The 19,343-nt window shown below is 64.2% G+C and carries 11 protein-coding genes; 4 read left to right on the top strand and 7 right to left on the bottom strand.

The window, feature by feature from the left end; translation table 11 throughout:
- Positions 1 to 36: 36 nt before the first annotated feature.
- From AC0L26_RS05360 to hutI, 6 genes are all read right to left on the bottom strand, one after another.
- Positions 37 to 8,598: a glycoside hydrolase family 94 protein gene (locus AC0L26_RS05360; protein WP_473631627.1), complete on the bottom strand. Its 8,562-nt coding sequence runs from the start codon at positions 8,596 to 8,598 to the stop codon at positions 37 to 39.
- A 246-nt stretch (positions 8,599 to 8,844) separates the two neighbouring features.
- The gene (locus AC0L26_RS05355) at positions 8,845 to 9,432 is read right to left on the bottom strand and encodes a HutD/Ves family protein (protein WP_473631626.1); all 588 of its coding nucleotides are present in this window, start codon (positions 9,430 to 9,432) and stop codon (positions 8,845 to 8,847) included.
- 8 nt (positions 9,433 to 9,440) lie between these two features.
- Positions 9,441 to 11,111 carry a urocanate hydratase gene (gene hutU / locus AC0L26_RS05350; RefSeq protein ID WP_473631625.1) on the bottom strand — a complete coding sequence of 557 codons (1,671 nt, stop codon included), beginning with the start codon at positions 11,109 to 11,111 and terminating at the stop codon, positions 9,441 to 9,443.
- 40 nt (positions 11,112 to 11,151) lie between these two features.
- On the bottom strand, positions 11,152 to 11,967 hold the full coding sequence (gene hutG, locus AC0L26_RS05345) for an N-formylglutamate deformylase (protein WP_473631624.1): 816 nt from the start codon (positions 11,965 to 11,967) through the stop codon (positions 11,152 to 11,154).
- A complete protein-coding gene (gene hutH / locus AC0L26_RS05340; RefSeq protein WP_473631623.1) occupies positions 11,964 to 13,505 on the bottom strand; it encodes a histidine ammonia-lyase in 1,542 nt (513 codons plus the stop codon). The genes hutG and hutH overlap by 4 nt, the downstream gene beginning before the upstream one ends.
- The gene (gene hutI / locus AC0L26_RS05335; RefSeq protein ID WP_473631622.1) at positions 13,502 to 14,737 is read right to left on the bottom strand and encodes an imidazolonepropionase; all 1,236 of its coding nucleotides are present in this window, start codon (positions 14,735 to 14,737) and stop codon (positions 13,502 to 13,504) included. The genes hutH and hutI overlap by 4 nt, the downstream gene beginning before the upstream one ends.
- Before the next feature lie 100 nt (positions 14,738 to 14,837).
- Here hutI and AC0L26_RS05330 point away from each other — a divergent pair, with 100 nt between their 5' ends.
- Both AC0L26_RS05330 and hutC read left to right on the top strand, forming a co-directional pair.
- Complete coding sequence (locus AC0L26_RS05330) at positions 14,838 to 16,190, top strand: formimidoylglutamate deiminase (RefSeq protein WP_473631621.1); 1,353 nt, start codon at positions 14,838 to 14,840, stop codon at positions 16,188 to 16,190.
- Complete coding sequence (gene hutC, locus AC0L26_RS05325; protein ID WP_473631620.1) at positions 16,187 to 16,927, top strand: histidine utilization repressor; 741 nt, start codon at positions 16,187 to 16,189, stop codon at positions 16,925 to 16,927. Before AC0L26_RS05330 ends, hutC begins: the two co-directional genes overlap by 4 nt.
- 168 nt (positions 16,928 to 17,095) lie before the next feature.
- Here hutC and AC0L26_RS05320 read toward each other — a convergent pair whose 3' ends face one another.
- On the bottom strand, positions 17,096 to 17,440 hold the full coding sequence (locus AC0L26_RS05320) for a RidA family protein (protein WP_095485694.1): 345 nt from the start codon (positions 17,438 to 17,440) through the stop codon (positions 17,096 to 17,098).
- Positions 17,441 to 17,653: 213 nt separating this feature from the next.
- Between AC0L26_RS05320 and aztA the strand changes: the two genes are divergently transcribed.
- On the top strand, positions 17,654 to 18,460 hold the full coding sequence (gene aztA / locus AC0L26_RS05315; protein WP_473631619.1) for a zinc ABC transporter ATP-binding protein AztA: 807 nt from the start codon (positions 17,654 to 17,656) through the stop codon (positions 18,458 to 18,460).
- Complete coding sequence (gene aztB, locus AC0L26_RS05310; RefSeq protein ID WP_352933032.1) at positions 18,460 to 19,335, top strand: zinc ABC transporter permease AztB; 876 nt, start codon at positions 18,460 to 18,462, stop codon at positions 19,333 to 19,335. Before aztA ends, aztB begins: the two co-directional genes overlap by 1 nt.
- Positions 19,336 to 19,343: the final 8 nt, after the last annotated feature.

Below are 19,343 nucleotides of genomic sequence, written 5' to 3'. Positions count from 1 at the left end.
CCCTAAGGCGTGTAAAGACGCTCCAAATCCTTGAAACTACGCCGGTATCCTGACGACCACCTCGGCCTTGTCGCCGGCTTTCGGTTCGAAAGACGACGCCTTCGTCTTTTTACCATCCACCTCAAGCGAGATGGCTTTGGCCTTGGCGTCACGGACAACGCGAACCCTGAGTTCGGCCCCCAGCACCTTGAGCGTTGCCGCATAGCCGTCCCAATGGCTGGGGAGTTTCGGCTTGAACTGGATGCGCTGTCCCCTGCGCTCGATGCCGAGGATACCCTCGACCGCCGCGCGGTAGAGCCAGCCGGCCGATCCGGTATACCAGGTCCAGCCGCCGCGGCCGCCCTTGCCTTGTCCGGCGTAGACGTCGGCGGCAACGACATAAGGCTCGACGCGGTAGTGCTCGGCAGCCGCCTCATCGAGCGCATGATTGACCGGATTGAGCATCGAGAAACAGCGGTATGCGTCGTTAGTGCGCCCCATTTCGGCGAGCGCAATGACGAACCATGTCGCTGCGTGAGTGTACTGGCCGCCGTTTTCACGAACACCTGGCGGGTAGCTCTTGATGTAGCCCGGGTTCTGTTCCGTCTTGGAGAAGGGCGGGGTGAAAAGCTTGACGATCTTGAGCTCGTCGTCGACGAGCATTTTCATCGCCTGCTGCATCGCTGTCGTCGACCGCGCCGGATCGCCCTCCCCTGACAGCACGCTCCACGACTGGGCAATCGAGTCGATCTTGCACTCCTGCGAAGCACGCGACCCCAGCGGCGTGCCATCGTCGAAGCTGCCGCGACGGTACCATTCACCATCCCAGGCCGTGCTTTCCAACGCCCGCTTCAGCACGTCGGCGTGTTTGGTCCAGGCTTGCGCGCGTTTGGCGTCGCCTTCCGCCTTGGCGATAGGTGCAAAGTCGCCCAGCGTCTTCAGCAGGAACCAGCCCAGCCAGACGCTCTCGCCCTTGCCGTGCTCGCCGACACGGTTCATGCCGTCGTTCCAGTCGCCACCAAGGATCAGCGGCAGCCCGGCGGGGCTGCTGCGCTCGATGGCAAGGTCGAGTGCGCGCGCGCAGTGATCGTAGAGTGAAGCGGTCTTCTTCGATATCTCCGGGGTGAAGAAGGCGTCGTGCTCGCCTTCCTCCAGCGGCGGCCCGTCGATAAAGGGCAGTTGTTCCCTGAGGATCGCGGTGTCGCCGGTCACCAGCAAGTAGCGTGCCGTGGCGTGGGCGAGCCAGACCACGTCGTCGGAAATCATGGTGCGGACGCCTGCGTCGGTGCGCGGCAGCCACCAGTGCTGCACGTCGCCTTCGGGGAATTGCCGCCGCGCCGCGTTGAGTATCTGGTCGCGCGCCAGCTTCGGATCATGGACAAGCAGGGCCAGCGTGTCCTGCAACTGATCGCGGAAGCCGAAGGCGCCGCTCGCCTGGTAAAAGGCGGAGCGGGCGCGGATGCGGCACGCAAGGCTCTGATAGGGCAGCCAGTGATTGACCAGGGCGTCGAGCGCTTTGTCCGGCGTCTCGACCTGGATGGTGTCGAGAAACCCGCGCCACGTGCGTTCGTTGTCGGCCAGCCGCTGATCGAAATCCTTGCTGCGATGCTGCTGCACCAGGGCGCTGGCTTCCTCGGCAGAGGCTGCATCGCCGAGCAGCCAGAGCAGCGTCACGTCGCCTCCGGCAGGGATGTCGATGTCGCGAGCGATTGCAGCACAAGGATCGTCGCCGGCCTCGACGCGGCCCGACAGGCTGGCGCCGCTGAGCACGGCATGCGGAAGTTCGCTGGTGCCGTGCCGGCCGATGAACTCGCCGCGGTCGGCCGTCACCGAATCCGCCGGGCTGTCGGCGGCCAGGAAGGCGACCCGCTCGCTGAAGTCGAGCCCGTAGGGATTTTGCGCCAGCAACGCCCCGGTCGCCGCATCCCTGGACGGAACGATGGTCGCCGCGGTGCGCGAACGATGGCTGCCAAGAACCCACTCCGCATAGGCATAGACGCGCAGGCGCGCCGGCACCGAACCCGAGTTCTGGATGCGCAATCGGGAGATTTTCACCGGATCGACAGGATCCACCACATGGGTGAGATCCATCGATAGAGGCCCGCGCTTCGAACGGAAGGTCGAAAAGCCCTGCCCATGCCATGTCTCGTAGGTCATGGCTGGATCGCGCACCACGGCGGCCAGCGGCGAAAACGCCCGGCCGCTAGCGTGATCGTAGATATAGATGCCCTCGCCGGGCCGGTTGGTGACCGGGTCGTTCGCCCACGGCGTCAGTTGATAGTCACGGCTGTTTCGGCTCCAGGTGAAGGCGGCGCCTTCAGCCGAAACGTGGAAACCGAACGACGCATTGGAGACGACGTTGATCCAGGGTTGCGGCGTCGTGCGCCGCCCGGCCAGACGCACGACATAGTGGCGTCCATCGCCGTCGAAGCCGCCAAAACCGTTCCACTGGTTGAGCCCGCTGCCGTCGGCACTGGCTTCGATCGAGGCTTGGGCAACCCACGCCTGTGGCTCCGGCGGAGACGGTTCACGAAGCGCTGGTGCAGCCGCCGGCTGCAAGGCGTCTCGCGCTTGCAGCGCCGCGGCCTCGGCGCGCTCGATCTGATCGAAGATGGTGCCGTTGCGCGTGTGCAGGACAACGCGGGCGACGGCGAGCAGCGTCTTGTAGGTCGTCTCGTCCATCAGGTCGCGGCGGACCGCGAAGATGTGCTGGCGGGGTCCGAGCTCCTTGCCGCGCAGGCGGCTGTTCTCGCACAGTGTCTCGACCGCCCGTTGCAGGTCCTGCACGTAGGATGAAGCCTGCTCGTTGACGACGACGAAGTCGATCATCATGCCGCGGGCGCGCATATATTCCTGGAAGCGGAGCGCCTGGGCGACGATTTCAAGGTCGGCGACGTCGCCGATCCTGACCAGGAAAATCGGAAAGTCGCCGGATATGCTGGTCGGCCACAGGCCCGACTGCTTACCGAGCCCGGAAGCGATCGATTCGGCCGGGAGGCGCAGGAACGGATCAGGATAGATCAGGTAGCGCGCCAGATTCTGCACATTGGCGGCATCGGCAAGGCTGAGGCCGAGATGACGGGTCTGCACCTGCGAGCGGGTCCAGGCGAGCATCGCCTGGCGAGCGAAGGCTTCCGGATGATCAAGCCGCGCAATGGCTTCTTCCAGCTCGGCGCGGCTGGCCCCGACAGCCGTCCAGAAGGTCAGCGATATCTTCTTGTTGGCCGGCACGCGCACCCGCCGGCGCAGTGCGGCGACCGGATCCAGCGTGAAGCCGGAATGGCCGCCGAGCTTGGCGCTGGGATCGAAGGCGGCGGCGTCGGCAATGGTGCGGCCGCGGCCGATGAAGGCACGCCGGTCGGTTTCGGCCTCGGCATCGCGCGTCGAGCCAGACGGGTCGGTAACGAAATGCACCAGGGTGACATCAGGCTCATCCGCTTCCCGCTTGCGTCTTGTGGCGAAGATCGCCGCATTATTCGCAGCGATTTCGGTTTCCACGAACATTTTCGAGAAGGCCGGATGCGCATTGTCGGACGCCTCGGAACCCAGCACCAGTTCGGCAAAGGAGGTTACCTCGATATGCCGGTCGACCGGGCCGTCATTATAGAGCGTCACCCGTCGGCCTTCGCCGTTTCCTTCGGAGATGACTATGCATTCGACCTCCGAACGCAGTGATCCTACCGATTTGACGAAGCTCGCCTTGTCATCGGAAAACAGCGTTTGCACCTGTTCGTCGGTGGCACGCTTCGGCTCTGATGTGGCCGACCACCAGTCGCCGGTGCCGCCGTCGCGCAGGAAGATATAGGAGCCAAGCCGATCCTCGGTCGGATCCGGCTGCCAACGCGTGACGGCAAGCTCGCCCCAGCGGCTATAGCCGGAGCCGGTCGCAGTGACCATGACCGAGTAGCGGCCATTGGACATGACACTGGTCGAACGCAGCGCCTTGAGCGGGTTAAGCACGATGCGCGTATCCGGGCTCTCGATTTCCGTTTCGTCCTTCGACCGTTCGTCGGCCTCGGTCCTGACGGTGGCGGTCGGGATGTCGCGCGGCGCCCTTTCCTGCAGCAGCAATTCGGCCGATTCGATCACCGGATCGCTATGGAATCGGTCGCGCAGGCGCCCTTCGAAGATGGCGTCGGCAACGGCAGCGATCGACATGCCGGAATGGTGGGCCATGTAGTTCAGCACGACGACATGGTCGGTGCCCTCCGGCACCCGCTGCGGGGTGAAATCGACCGCATCGTAGAAGCCGTGCCGGCCAAGGGCGCCGATCTGCCTCAGCCTGGCCAGGTTCTGCACCGATTCACGCGGGGTGAATTGCGCCGCCAGCACGGTCGCATAAGGCGCAATCACCGTGTTCTGGCCAAGGCCTCGCTTCAGGCCGAGCCCGGGCACGCCGAAATTGGTGTACTGGTAAGTCAGTTCGCGGTCACGGGCGTTGTAGGCCGCCTCCGAAATCCCCCAGGGCACGTTCTTCGAACGGCCGTACTGGATCTGGCGCTTGATGATGAGCTTGCTGGTCTGGTTGAGGATCGAGCCTTGCGGCTCCTTCATCACCAGCGGCGGCATCAGATACTCGAACATCGAGCCGGACCAGGACATCAGCGCGCCCTTGAACCCGATCTCGACGATCGGCCGGCCGAGGTGGAACCAGTGCTCCGTCGGCAGATCGCCCTTGGCGATGGCGAACAGGCTGGTCAGCCGCGCCTCGGAAGCCAGGAGGTCATAGCAGCTTTCGTCGAGCTGATGCTCCTCGACCCGGTAGCCGATCGACAGCAGCTTGCGCTCCTGCCGCATAAGGAACGAGAAATCCATCTCGAAGGCGAAGCGGCGCGAGCGCTCGCGCAACGAAAGAAGCTTGGCCCGCAACGCTTCGACGGCATTGTCGTCGCTATGCGCATCATGGACATGCGCCTCGCAGGTGGCCTCCAGTCTCGCCGCCCAGTCGGCGATGATGTCGCTCTGTGTCGATGCGGCCTCGGTATGGATGGCGATGGCGAGTTTGCGAATCTCGCCTGCCAGAACGGCGAGATTGATGGTGCGGATCGACGCCATCTCGGGCTGTGCCTTGATCGATTCGACCGCCCGCCGCATGCCGTCGAGGCGATCAGCGAGCCGCTGGCGCAACGGCCGCAACTGGCGGCGGTCGTCAGGCAGTTCCGCCAGGCTTTCGTCGAGGATCGTCACCGTATCGAGGATACCTTCGAAGTCGCCTTGAAGGTGGACTGCAGGCGCTTCCGCCCATTCGGCGCAGGCTGCCGCCACCGCCACCAGATGGCCGGCGAGATTGCCGCTGTCGACGGCGGAAATGTAGAGCGGATAGAGCGGCTTCAGCGTCGTCGTGTCGTACCAGTTGAAGAGATGGCCACGCTCGCGCGGCATGCTCTCGATGGTCGACATCGTGGCGTCGATGCGGGTGGCGGCGTCGGACAGGCTTATCCAGCCGAAATCGCGCGCCGAAACCACGGACAGGAGATAGACGCCGATATTGGTCGGCGAGGTGCGGGGCGCCACGACAGGTGCCGGACTTTCCTGGAAATTGTCGGGCGGCAGATTGTGGTGCTCGGCCGTTACGAAGGTCTCGAAATAATGCCATGTGCGCCGGGCGACCGTTCGCAAGGCATGAATGTCGGCCGCCGATATGCGCAAACGGTCCTCGGTTTCGGCCGAGCGGCTGATCCAGAAAGCGAAGGCCGGCGAGCCGATCCAGAACAGCGCGAAGAAGAAAGCGACGAAAGCTCCGGTGGAATCGGCCAGAACCGGGATTGCAAGACCGACTACACCGACAATCACCGCGCCATACATCATGCCGTAATAGGAGCCGAGATCGTTATCGCCGTTCTTGTGCGCCTGCGAGGCAGTGCGCCATTCGAGCAGGTTCTGCCGGCTGACGAACAGGCGGTAGAGCGTGCGAATGATGGCGTCGCCCATCATCCAAGCCAGATGCGCCATCAGCACGATCTTCAGAGCCACCAGGGCGGTGCCGAAGACAACGTCGCGCCCCAGCGCCGAGAAATGGCCGCGTGGCGTCTGGTCGCCGCTTTTCGGCAAGATGGCGTGGACGATGTCGAACGTCGGCGCCATGAACAGTGTGAGGATCAGCAGCGCCTGCCATTGGGCCGCCTGCGTGAAAGGCAGCAGCGTCCAGCCGGCGATCGCCGCCATTACCCAGAAGATCGGCGTCAGCGAGCGGCGCAGATTGTCGACCATCTTCCAGCGCGACAGCGCCGGCACGCTGGAGCGCGGATCGAGAAGGAAGCCCAGAAGCTGCCAGTCGCCGCGTGCCCAGCGATGGTGGCGCGACGCGTCGACCGAATAGCGGGTCGGGTAGTCCTCGACCAGTTCGACGTCCGTGACCAGCGCCGCGCGTGCCAAGGCGCCTTCGAGCAGATCGTGGCTAAGGATGGTGTTTTCTTCGATGCGGCCCTTCAGCGCCGCTTCGAAGGCGTCGACATGATAGAGGCCCTTGCCGGTGAAGGAGCCATCGCCGAAGACGTCCTGGTAAATATCCGAGACGGCAAAGACGTAAGGATCAAGGCCGCGATTGGCGGAAAAGACCCGCTGGAAGAAGGATGCGTCGTCGCCGCTGGTCAGTGAGGCGGTGATGCGCGGCTGCAGGATGGTGTAGCCCGCGGTGACGACGCGCTTTGCCGCATCGAAATGCGGCCGGTTGAGCGGATGACAAAGTTTGCCAGCCAAACTAGCGACGGCATCGCGCGTGGTGCGCGTATCGGCGTCCAGCGTCATCACATGGACGACGTTTTCCGGCAATGGCACGTCCAGCGGCAGAAATGTGGTGTCGCTGTCACCACGCAGCAGAAGATTCAGTTCGTGCAGCTTACCGCGCTTGCGTTCCCAGCCCATCCAGGCGCCCTGGGATTCATTGTAGAGCCGCCGGCGATGCAGGACGTAGAAACGCGGCGCGCCTTCGCTGGGATAGCGGGCGTTCAACCGCGCGATCTCGTCGCGAGCATATTGGAGGATCTCAATATCCGCCGCGTCGATTTCGGTTTTCGAGTCCGGCCAATCCGAAAGCAGGGCGAAATGGATTTCGTCCGCCGTGTTGGCCAAGTGGTGCACTTCGATATTGCGGATGTTTTCCTCGACGTCGTCGCGCGAGCCGATCAGCGACGGCACCACCACCAGCGTGCGGGCCTCTGGCGGCATGCCGCGCCTGTAGTCGTAGCCAACGAGGCGGGTCGGCTTCAGGAACAACGATACGACGGTGTTGAAGAAGGCAAGCGCGCCTTCGCTCGCCGGCACGGCAAACAGCGCCAACATCAAGACGATCGACGGCACGGACAGGCCGAGACTGGCAAGGGCATTGCCGGAGAGGACCAGAAGCAGGACCGTCAACGCGAACACCGGCACGACAATGCCTAGCCATCCGGTCTTGCCGAACGCCCGTTTGGTCGCGACGCTGACGGTCGGCCGATAACCGATCGCCTTTTCCAGCTCCAGCCGGCGCGGGCCGACCAGGAAGAACCCGACGTCGGTGTGAGCGGTCGGACCGGCATCGGTGGTATCGGCGACGGCGGCATGGCCGGCGAGTTCGATCGCCTTTTCGGCGACGCGGAATTCGGAACGATCGGAGCGGCGCGCCAATTCTTCGATCGCAGTCCGGTACTGGTCGCGCGAGAAGAAATCGAGCGCGGCGAAATCGGTGCGCTCGCGCAGCAAGGTGTCGATGCGGCTGACGCCTTCGAACCAGACGGTCCAGTCGATATCGTTGATCAGTCTGAGGCCGCGGATGATGTTGCCGGTGGTTACGTTACCTCCGGACAGCGTGCGGTGCTCGCTGATGATGATTTCCTCGGCATCGGAGCCGGACTTTTCAAGCTCGCCCTCCAGCCATTCCAGCGCCCTGCCGGCATTCTGCGATCCGTCGCGCAGGCGATAGAGCAATTGGGTGGCAAAAGTGGTGTCCTGTGCATGGGGGACATAGTGCGACAGAATCGCCTGACGGTCGGCGCTGTCGTCGATCGCCAGCACGCGGTCGGCAACCTCGTTGGCAATCTGGCGCATCTGCCGGGTCCGATTGACCCGGACCGCGATCCGGCGAAGGTTTTCGATCAGAACGAAGCGCAGCAGCGACGGTAGGGCCCAAAGCTCGCCGATCTTCAGCGGCTCGACGGATTGAAAGCCTTCGACGATCGCCTTGAACATGGTGGCGGAGACGGAACTGTCCGAATGCGCGACATAGGTCCAGGCCAGCGCAAGCGCACGCGGCACGCTGGCGCCGTCGGACAGCTTCAGGGTCGGCAACTGCCGATAGAAACGGCGCGGCAGGTCGCGCTTGACCTGGAAGATGGTTTCCTCGACCAAATAGTTGTTGTCGAGCAGCCATTGCGCCGCCGGCGTGATCGTCTCGCCCTTCGCCTGCGCGGCATTGGTCGAGCGATAGACTTCCAGGATCTTGGCGGCGCTGTCGCGGATGCGTGGCTGGAAATCGAAAGGCTCCAGGCCGAACAGATCCTTGACGTCCCCCTTGGCGAGACTTGTGCCCAGCGTCCGCAGGCGCTCTTCCGGCAGGAAATTGGAGCGTATCGGCTCTTCCGTGATGGTCGGGAAGCTCGCGCTCGTCTTTTCCATTTGGGTAGGGCTTGTCTGTATATTCATTGAAAATTCCGCATGGGGGACGCATAGCGGCGTCACCGCCACGGCAATGTCCCTAAAACCGATTCAAATGCAATTGGTTGCATCGAAACACGGGCCGAAAGTTTGTTTTCGCACCACAACTTTCAGACGATCACCCCCTCGTTCCCGTCGGGACTCGATCGACGGAAGGATTCGGGCTTTTTCGTGATGTGGGCTTGAGCTTACGGCATATTTCGCCGGTGCTGCGATCATGTTTCGAAACAGGCGTTAATCGTTTGCAGCAACCCGTTCGATCCTGATCACGAACAGCGTTGCCTTTCGGGCAGGCTCCAGGCGCCATTTCACGGCGTCCGGCCCGAGCAATAATGTGTCGCGCGGCCCGATGCGGACAGATGCCGCGCCGGCCACTGTGATCTCGCCGTCAAAACACAGGATGAGGGTCGCGTCGGCCACTGAATGGACGTCGATCGGGGCTGAGATCACCACGCGCTCGACAGCGTGGGCCATCCGCCCGCGCCGCGTCATGACGTTGAGATCGATGATCGGACCGGCGATCAGCGCCGCTTGCGTCGGCACGTCGGCAGGAAAGGAAAGCGGGGCGGAAGCCCTGGTCATCGCAGCAGCCGGGCGGCCGGCGATATCGAGGATAATCCCCTCGCCTTCCAGCACGGCCAAGGTTCGGTCCACTCCGGAAAACCCGGAGAACGGCCCGCCACTTTCGACGCGTGCCATGGAGACGCGCCAGTCGAAATGGTCGAGCGCGGCACCTGCGGGCGAGACGGCGATCTCCGTCGTCATCCCGCCGCCGTTCTTCCACGGCATGGACCGGTATTCGGCTGCCCGGAGGATGTGCAAGGCGTGGCTCAGCCGAGAATGCCAGGCAGGTTGAGCTGGTGCTCCCTGGCGCAGTCGATGGCGACATCATAGCCGGCATCGGCGTGGCGCATGACGCCGGTCGCCGGGTCGTTCCACAGCACCCGCTCCAGGCGTTTGGCCGCTTCTGATGTGCCGTCGGCGACGATGACCATGCCGGCATGTTGCGAGAAGCCCATGCCAACGCCGCCGCCGTGGTGCAGCGATACCCAGGTTGCGCCGGAGGCGGTGTTGAGCAGCGCATTGAGCAGCGGCCAGTCGGAGACGGCGTCCGAGCCGTCCTTCATCGCCTCCGTCTCGCGGTTCGGCGAGGCAACGGAGCCGGAATCGAGATGATCGCGGCCGATGACCACTGGCGCCTTGAGTTCGCCTTTCGCTACCATTTCGTTGAAGGCGAGGCCGAGCCGGTGGCGGTCGCCGAGACCGACCCAGCAGATGCGCGCCGGCAACCCTTGAAAGGCGATGCGCTCGCGCGCCATGTCGAGCCAGTTGTGCAGGTGGGTATTGCCGGGCGTCAGTTCGCGCACCTTGGCGTCGGTCTTGTAGATGTCCTCAGGATCGCCGGAGAGGGCTGCCCAGCGGAATGGGCCGATGCCGCGGCAAAACAGCGGCCGGATATAGGCCGGCACGAAACCCGGGAAGGCAAAGGCGTTCTCGAACCCTTCCTCCTTCGCCACCTGGCGGATGTTGTTGCCGTAGTCGAGCGTCGGCACGCCGGCATTCCAGAACGCCACCATGGCCTCGACATGTTCGCGCATCGACGCGCGCGCCCCCTTTTCGACCGCCTTCGGGTCGCTGGTGCGCTTCTCGCGCCATTCGGCGAGCGACCAGCCCTTGGGCAGATAGCCGTTGAGCGGATCATGCGCCGACGTCTGGTCGGTGACCATGTCGGGACGCACGCCGCGCCGCACCAGTTCGGGCACGATGTCGGCGGTGTTGCCGACCAGGCCGACCGATTTCGCCTCGCCGGCGCTGGTCCAGCGCTCGATCTTTTCCAGCGCCTCGTCGAGCGTGTCGGCGCGCTCGTCGACATAGCGGGTGCGCAGCCGGAAATCGATGCGGTCGGGATCGCATTCGATCGCCAGACAGCAGGCACCAGCCATGACCGCGGCCAGCGGTTGGGCGCCGCCCATGCCGCCGAGGCCGCCGGTCAGGATCCATTTGCCCCTGAGATTGCCGCCATAATGCTGGCGGCCGGCCTCGACGAAGGTCTCGTAGGTGCCCTGCACGATGCCTTGCGTGCCGATGTAGATCCACGAGCCGGCCGTCATCTGGCCGTACATCATCAGGCCCTTCTTATCGAGCTCGTTGAACTTCTCCCATGTCGCCCAGTGCGGCACCAGGTTCGAATTGGCGATCAGCACGCGCGGCGCATCGGTGTGCGTGCGAAACACGCCGACCGGCTTGCCGGACTGCACCAGGAGCGTCTCGTCATCTGCAAGCGTTTTCAGGGAGGCGACAATGCGATCGAAATCGTTCCAGGTGCGCGCCGCCCGGCCGATGCCGCCATAGACGACCAGTTCGTTGGGATTTTCGGCGACGTCGGGATCGAGATTGTTCATCAGCATGCGCAACGGCGCTTCCGTCAGCCATGTGCGGGCGTTTAGCTCGCTGCCGCGCGGGCTGCGGACTTCGCGGATGTTATGACGAGGATCGGTCATGGCGTCACTTTTCCTTTCGAATGAGCTGTGCGGAGGAGCGTCAGCGCCCGGCCCATGCAATCGCGCTTTCCAGAATCCGCTTCAGCGTGGCGCGGATCGGCGCGGCGAATGCGGGGTCGTAGGGCACCGGCCAATTTTCAGGTGTCCCCTTGCCCTCCGGCTCGCGCATATAGCCGCGATTGGAGAGCTCCATCTGCAGCGCATGGACGCCATCTTGCGGCTGGCCGAAATGGCGTGTGATCCAGCCGCCCTTGAAGCGGCCATTCACAACGTATGTCTCGCCGGTTCCGGCGAGGATCTCGTCGACCATCGCCTGCAGGGCCGGATCGGCGCTCTTGCCGTCATTGGTGCCGAGATTGAACACCGGCAGCGTGCCGTCGAACAGGCGCGGCAGAACCGAGCGGATCGAGTGGCAGTCATAAAGGACGACCTTCTCGTGCAAGGCGCGCAGTCTGTCGATCTCGGCCTGCAGGGCCGCATGATAAGGCATGAAGTATTTTTCGCGGCGTTCGTCGACTTCCGACGGTCCGGGCTCTTCGCCCTCGCGGTAGAGCGGATCGCCGTCGAAGGTCTCGGTCGGGCACAGGCCGGTGGTCGTCTGACCGGGATAGAGCGAGGCCCCAGACGGGTCTCGGTTGACGTCGATGACGGTGCGCGAAATCGCGGTGTGGACGACGGTCGCGCCAAGGCCTTCGGCAAAGTCATAAAGCTTGTCGATCCACCAGTCGCAGTCGCGCCGACCGAGCCAGGGCGAGATCAGCCGGTTCTCAAGACCGGCGAGATCGATGCCGGTATGCGGGATCGAAACCAGCAGGGGTGCAGTGCCGCGGGTGACCGTGAGCCAGCTGTCCATCATGCTGCTCCAGAAATCCCCGGCAGCGCCACCGCGCCTGCCGCCTTGATCGCCGCGCCGCTGCGCACCATGGCGATGGCCTTTTCCATGTCGGGATGGAAATGGCGGTCATTGTCGAGGTGCGGCACTTCGGCCCTGACCAGCCTGCGCACCGCCTCCAATGCATCGCTCGATACCAGCGGCGCATGGAAATCGCAGCCCTGGGCCGCGGCCAGCAATTCGATACCGATCACGGCCGTCGCATTCTCGACCATGCCGATCAACCGGCGTGCGCCATGCGCCGCCATCGAGACGTGATCCTCCTGATTAGCGGAGGTCGGGATTGAATCGACGCTGGCCGGATAGGCCTTCTGCTTGTTTTCCGAGACGAGTGCCGCCGCCGTCACCTGCGGGATCATGAAGCCGGAATTCAAGCCGGGCTTCGGCGTCAGGAAAGCCGGCATGCCCGACAGCGCCGGATCGACCAGCATGGCGACGCGCCGTTCCGACAACGAGCCGATCTCGCAGACGGCGAGCGCGATCATGTCGGCGGCGAAGGCCACCGGCTCGGCGTGGAAATTGCCGCCGGAAAGCGCTGTGTCGTCCTCGGCGAAGATCAGCGGATTGTCGGTGACGCCGTTGGCCTCGGTGCCCAGCGTCTCGGCGGCCTGGCGCAGAACGCTGAGCGCCGCGCCCATCACCTGCGGTTGGCACCGCAGGCAATACGGGTCCTGCACGCGTTCGTCGCCGACCCGGTGCGACTCACGAATGGCGCTGCCGGCCATCAAATTGCGCAGCGCCTCTGCCGTCTCGATCTGGCCGCGATGCTTTCTCAAGAGATGGATGCGTGGATCGAATGGGGCGTCGGAGCCTTTCGCGGCATCGGTCGACAGCGCGCCGGCAACCAGCGCCGATTGATAGAGAACTTCGGCATCGAACAGGGCGGCCAGCGCATAGGCGGTCGAGAACTGCGTGCCGTTGAGCAGCGCCAGGCCTTCCTTGGCGCCGAGCGTCACCGGCTCCAGTCCGTGCGAGACGAAAGCGACCTTGGCCGGGAAGCGGCCATGCGGGGTGAAACACTCGCCGACGCCGATCATGACAGCCGTCATGTGCGACAGCGGCGCGAGGTCGCCTGAGGCGCCGACCGAGCCTTGCGCCGGCACCACCGGAATGACGTCGTTGGCGAGCATCGCCTCCAGCAGTTCGATAGTCTGCGGCCGCACGCCGGAGGCGCCCTGCGCCAGGCTGGCCAGCTTCAGCGCCATCATCAGCCGGACGATCGCAACCGGCATCGGTTCGCCGACGCCGGCGGCATGCGACAGCACGATGTTGCGTTGAAGGGTCTCGAGGTCGGCGGCGGGAATGCGAACGCTGGCCAATTTGCCGAAACCGGTGTTGATGCCATAGACCGGCTCACCCTTGGCAACGATGCGCGCCACCGCCTCGGCGCTGGCCTTGATCCTGGGACGGCAAGCAGCATCCAGCTTCGGCACGGCGCCGCGATAGATTTCGCGCCAGTCGGCCAGCGTCGCATTTCCAGGCTTCAGCACGAGTTCGGTCATTGTCCCCTCCAGATGCGGGCATGCAGCGGGTTGAAGCCCATGCGGTAGACGAGCTCGGCCGGACGCTCGATGTTCCAGATCGCCAGGTCGGCGGATTTGCCAGCTTCCAGCGTGCCGGTCTGTCCGAGCAGCCCAAGCGCACGGGCAGCCTCGCGGGTCACGCCGGCCAGGCATTCGTCGACCGTCAGGCCAAACAATGTCGCCGCCATGTTCATGGTCAGCAGCAGCGAGGTCAGCGGCGAAGTGCCGGGATTGTTGTCGGTGGCGACCGCCATTTTGACGCCATGCTGGCGGAACAGGCCGATCGGCGGTTTCTTGGTCTCACGAATGAAATAATAGGCACCGGGCAGGATCGTCGCCACGGTGCCAGCCGCGGCCATTGCCGCCGCACCGGCCTCGTCGGTATATTCGAGATGGTCTGCCGACAGCGCGCCATAGCGCGCGGCGAGTTCGGCGCCGTGCAGATTGGACAATTGATCGGCGTGGAGCTTGACCGGCAGGCCTGCTGCTTTCGCCGCGTCGAACACGCGAGAAATCTGCTCGGCCGAAAAGGCGATGCCTTCGCAAAAGCCGTCGACGGCATCGGCCAAACCCTCGGCGGCGACCGCCGGAAGAATTTCGTTTGCGACCAGATCGACAAAAGCGTCTTTGTCGCCTTTCGCCTCGGGCGGCAGCGCGTGAGCGCCGAGGAAGCTCGTCCTCACCGTTACCGGACGATGCTGGCCCAGGAGCCGCGCGGCACGCAGCGATTTCTTCTCGTTTTCGAGATCAAGCCCGTAACCCGACTTGATCTCGACCGTGGTGACGCCTTCGGCAATCAGCGCGTCGAGGCGCGGCAGCGACTGGGCGACCAGTTCGTGCTCGCTGGCAGTGCGCAGCGCCTTGACCGACGAGACGATGCCGCCGCCGGCCTTGGCTACCTCTTCATAGGTGGCGCCGGCCAGCCGCATCTCGAATTCGTTGGCGCGGTTGCCGGCATGCACCAGATGAGTGTGGCAGTCGATCAGGCCCGGTGTGATCCAACGGCCTTCGCAATCGACAATCTCGGCGCCTTGTAAAAGCGCAGCCGGCATGTCGGCTTCCGGGCCGGCATAGACGATCACGCCATCGCGTGCGGCGATCGCGCCGTGTTCGACGATGCCCAGCCCAGCAGCACGTTCAGCCATGGTCGCCAGGCGCGCATTGCGCCAAAGGCGAACCTCCCCTGCCCGATCTTTGCTCTCTCCTGCCATCATCTTTTCCGTTTCAATCGGTGGCGATTATGTATATACATATTGAAACGCACTGCAAGTGGTATCATTGCACGGGACACAGGGAATCGGAGAGAAAAACGTGACGGCGATCTTTGCGGAACAGGCGCTTCTGCCCGACGGCTGGCATTCCAATGCTCGGATCGTCGTCAGTGATGGCCGTATCACCACGATCGAGCCGAACGCTTCATCCCAGCCCGGCGACGAACGCCATGCCATTCTGCTGCCAGCCATGCCGAACCTGCACAGCCACGCGTTCCAGCGCGGCATGGCGGGCCTTGCCGAGCAGCGCGGCCCTTCAGCCGACAGTTTCTGGAGCTGGCGCGAGGTGATGTATCGTTTCGCACTGTCGATGACACCTGATCAGGTCGAGGCGGTCGCAGCCCAGCTCTATGTCGAGATGCTGGAGGCCGGATTTTCGCGCGTCGGCGAGTTTCACTACCTCCACCACGATCGTGATGGCCAGCCCTACGCCAACATCGCCGAAATGGCCGAGCGCATCACTGCCGCGGCTGCCGACACCGGCATCGGACTGACGCTGCTGCCGGTCTTCTATGCGCATTCCTCTTTCGGCGGCGCTGCGCCGAACGAAGGCCAGCGGCGATTCATCAACGATGTGAATCGGTTCTCGCGACTTATTGAGAAATGCCGCGAATGCGTTCGGACCTTGAATCAAGGTATCGTTGGCGTTGCGCCGCATAGCCTGCGCGCCGTGACACCGGAGGAGTTGGAAAACATCGCGGCAATGGTGCCGGGCGGACCGATCCACATCCATATTGCCGAGCAAGTGAAGGAAGTCGAGGACTGCCTTGCCTGGTCCGGGGCACGGCCGGTCGAATGGCTGTTCGCCAATGCCAAGGTCGATGAGCGCTGGTGCTTGATCCACGCCACCCACATGACTGAGCCCGAAACGATTGGCATGGCGAAAAGCGGAGCAATCGCCGGCCTGTGCCCGATCACCGAGGCCAATCTCGGCGATGGCACCTTTGCCGCGCCCCTGTTCACGCAACATGGCGGCTGCTTCGGCGTCGGCTCCGATTCCAACGTGCTGATCGGTCTGCCCGACGAATTGCGGCAGCTCGAATATTCACAGCGTCTCGCCCACCGTGCCCGCAACGTGCTGGCGGTGGCGGGCGGCTCGACCGGCCGCGCGCTGTTCGATGCAGCGCTCGACGGCGGCAGTGCCGCCCTTGGCGCGGGCCCCTCACAGATCGCCGCTGGTGCCTCGGCCGATTTCGTCTCGCTCGATGACAATCAACCTTCGCTGGCCGGCAAGACGGGCGATGCGGTGCTCGATGCCTGGATCTTCGCCAACGGTACCAAGGTCGACTGCGTCTGGGTGCATGGCAAGAAACTGGTCATCGGCGGCAGGCATGCAAGGCGCGATGCCATTGCCGAGCGTTTTCGCAAGGTGATGACGGCGCTTTCGGCATGAGTACAATCGAGACAATGGACGTTGGCGAGCCGCTCTCGCTGCACCAGCGCATCCTGTCCGACATCAGCGAGCGGATCCTGTCCGGCGCCTGGGCGCCCGGGCATCGCATCCCGTTCGAGCACGAGTTGACGGCCGAGTACAAATGCTCGCGCATGACAGTGAACAAGGCGCTGTCGCAGCTTGCCAAGGCCGGGCTGATCGAGCGCCGCCGCCGCTCCGGCAGTTTTGTCCGGCGGCCGCAGTCGCAAGCCGCGGTGTTGGAAATCCACGATATCAGGATCGAGGTCGAGGCGCTCGGTCTGCCCTATCGCTACGAGCGTGTGGCGCGACATAAAAGGCGCAGCAGCGCGGAGGATCGCGCCTTGCTGGAGCTCTCTGCCGCCGGACCTGTGCTGGCGCTGGAATGCAAGCATTTCGCCGGCAAGCGGCCGTTCGCCCACGAACAGCGGCTGATCAACCTGGCCGCCGTGGCCGAGGCCGCCGACGAAGAATTTCATGCCATCGCGCCCGGGCCGTGGCTGATTGCCCGCGTGCCGTGGAGTGCCGCCGAGCACCGCATTCGCGCAGTCGCCGCCGACAGACACATTGCGGCGGCACTCGACATCGGTGCCGGCGCACCGTGCCTGGTGGTCGAGCGGCGGACATGGAGCGCCGAGCACCCCGTCACCCATGTGCGTTTCACCTACCCGGCGGACAGCCACATGCTGGTGGCAAGGTTTGCGCCTTCGCAGGGGTAACCCTCCCCCTCGAGGGGAGGGTCGGCGAGCAGTCAGAGCGAAGCAGAGACTGCGAGACGGGGTGGGGTCGGCGAGGTTGCACCGACCCCACCCCGCTTCGCAAAGTGCCACCCTGCGGCAATTTGCTTCGCGACCCTCCTCTCAAGGGGGAGGGTAAAGCGCCGCGCCTCAGATGGCAGCGGTAACGATGATCTCGACCAAATATTCCGGGCCGGCAAGCTTGGCCTCGCCGGTGGCGCGGGCCGGGGTGTGGCCCTGCGGCACCCACTTGTCCCATTCCGCATTCATCTCGGCAAAGGTGCTCATGTCGGCCAGCCAGATGATCGCCTGCAGGATCTTGGTCTTGTCGGTGCCGGCCTTCGCCAGCAATTCGTCGATGGCCGCCAGAATGTCCCTTGTCTGGGCGCCGACGTTTCCGCCCGGCTGACCGACCTGGCCGGCTAGATAGACGGTGTTGCCGTGGATGACGATCTGGCTCATGCGCGGGCCTACATCGATGCGACGAATGCTCATTGGACGTTCCTTCCTTTGTGGGTCGCGCCTCTTTAGAGTCGCGGTTCGCCGGGGGCAAGGTTGCACGAGCGAATCCTCTTGAGCCAACCACCAAAGAGTACAGGCAAATCTCCTCGGTCGCCGCAATTCCGCCCGATTGGCTTGTTGACTAATGTAATAACATCACATATCCAATCGCCGCCGACGTACCAGTCGTGCCGCCACGGATCGCATATGACCAAAACCTGCCTGACCTTCCGCGATCTGACGCTGGGCTACAACAGCCATCCGGCGATCCATCATCTCGACGGCACGATCCGCCGGGGATCGCTGACTGCCGTCGTCGGCGCCAACGGCTCGGGAAAGTCGACCCTGATGAAGGGTATCGTCGGCGTGTTGAAGCCGATGGCCGGCACGGTTGTCCGCGCGCCCGGCGTACGCGCCGCCTATCTGCCGCAGCAGTCGGAGCTCGACCGCTCCTTTCCGGCCAGGGTCGTCGATCTGGTTTCGCTCGGGCTGTGGCCACGGCGCGGGCTGCTCGGCCGCTACACCAAGGAAGATCGCGATTCGGTCAGCCAGGCGCTGATGGCGGTCGGCCTCGGCGGCTTCGAGAAGCGCCCAATCGACACGCTGTCGGGCGGCCAGCTGCAGCGCACGCTGTTTGCCCGCGTTCTGCTGCAGGATGCCGACCTGATCCTGCTCGACGAGCCATTCAACGCCGTCGACACCAAAACGGTCGGCGACCTGATCGCACTGATCAAGCGCTGGCATGGCGAGGAACGCACCATCATGGTCGTCGTCCACGATCTGGAGCTGGTGCGCCAGAATTTCCCTGAAACGCTGTTGCTGGCGCGCCAGCCAATCGCCTGGGGCGAGACCAAGGAAACGCTGCGGCCGGAAAATCTGCTGCGCGCGCGACGCTTCCACGAGGCCTGGGAGGAGAATGCGCCCTGGTGCGAGCCCGACAATCATGAGCACGGCGATCACGTTCACAACCCTGGGCACCACCATCGTCACGGTTCCGGGCCGAGGGCGGCATGATGGAGACGCTCTACGGTCTTCTCATCGCTCCGTTCGCCGATTTCGCCTTCATGCAGCGGGCGCTTGCCGGGTCGCTGATGCTGTCGCTTGGCGCCTGCCCCGTCGGCGTGTTTTTGATGCTGCGGCGCATGAGCCTTTCCGGCGACGCCATGGCCCACGCCATCCTGCCGGGTGCTGCCGCCGGTTTCCTGTTCTATGGGCTGGAGATCCTGCCGATGACCATCGGCGGGTTGATTGCCGGCATCATCGTGGCGCTCGGTGCCGGCGCCGTGTCGCGCTTTACCGTCCAGCGCGAGGACGCCTCGATGGCGGCCTTCTATCTGATTTCGCTGGCCATCGGCGTGCTGATGGTATCGATCCGCGGCTCCAGCGTCGATCTCATGCATGTACTGTTCGGCACCGTGCTGGCACTCAACAATGAAGCGCTGACGCTGATCGGCGGCATCGTGCTGGTCACGCTGGTCAGCCTCGCCGTCTTTTGGCGGGCGCTGGTCGCCGAATGCCTCGATCCATTGTTCCTGCGCTCGGTCAGCCGATTGGGCAGCCCGGTGCATTTCATCTTCCTCGGCCTCGTCGTGCTCAATCTCGTCGGCGGCTTCCAGGCGCTCGGCACGCTGCTGTCGGTCGGACTGATGATGCTGCCTGCCGCCGCCGCCCGCTTCTGGACCATGCGCGTCGAGCCGATGTGCGTGCTGGCGGTGTTGATCGGATTTGCCTCCTGCGTCGCCGGGCTGCTTCTGTCCTACCACGTGTCGCTGCCGTCCGGCCCGGCCATCATCCTGTCTGCGGGCGTCGTCTATTTTGCTTCGATCTTGTTCGGCACGCGCGGCATCTTGCGCGCCCGTATTATCCATCACCGCCACAGAACCGCCTGATCCCAAAA

This window comes from Mesorhizobium sp. WSM4823 (genome assembly GCF_055811195.1).
The sequence above is the reverse complement of the archived record's forward strand: the minus strand, read 5'-3'. Positions and strand labels throughout refer to the sequence as shown.

Coding starts and splice junctions, on each gene's coding strand:
- AC0L26_RS05320 (WP_095485694.1), bottom strand. CDS start 17,440: ATGAGCATTCGTCGCATCGATGTAGGCCCGCGCATGAGCCAGATCGTC.
- hutH (WP_473631623.1), bottom strand. CDS start 13,505: ATGACCGAACTCGTGCTGAAGCCTGGAAATGCGACGCTGGCCGACTGG.
- AC0L26_RS05360 (WP_473631627.1), bottom strand. CDS start 8,598: ATGAATATACAGACAAGCCCTACCCAAATGGAAAAGACGAGCGCGAGC.
- hutI (WP_473631622.1), bottom strand. CDS start 14,737: ATGGCAGGAGAGAGCAAAGATCGGGCAGGGGAGGTTCGCCTTTGGCGC.
- aztB (WP_352933032.1), top strand. CDS start 18,460: ATGGAGACGCTCTACGGTCTTCTCATCGCTCCGTTCGCCGATTTCGCC.
- hutG (WP_473631624.1), bottom strand. CDS start 11,967: ATGATGGACAGCTGGCTCACGGTCACCCGCGGCACTGCACCCCTGCTG.
- aztA (WP_473631619.1), top strand. CDS start 17,654: ATGACCAAAACCTGCCTGACCTTCCGCGATCTGACGCTGGGCTACAAC.
- hutC (WP_473631620.1), top strand. CDS start 16,187: ATGAGTACAATCGAGACAATGGACGTTGGCGAGCCGCTCTCGCTGCAC.
- hutU (WP_473631625.1), bottom strand. CDS start 11,111: ATGACCGATCCTCGTCATAACATCCGCGAAGTCCGCAGCCCGCGCGGC.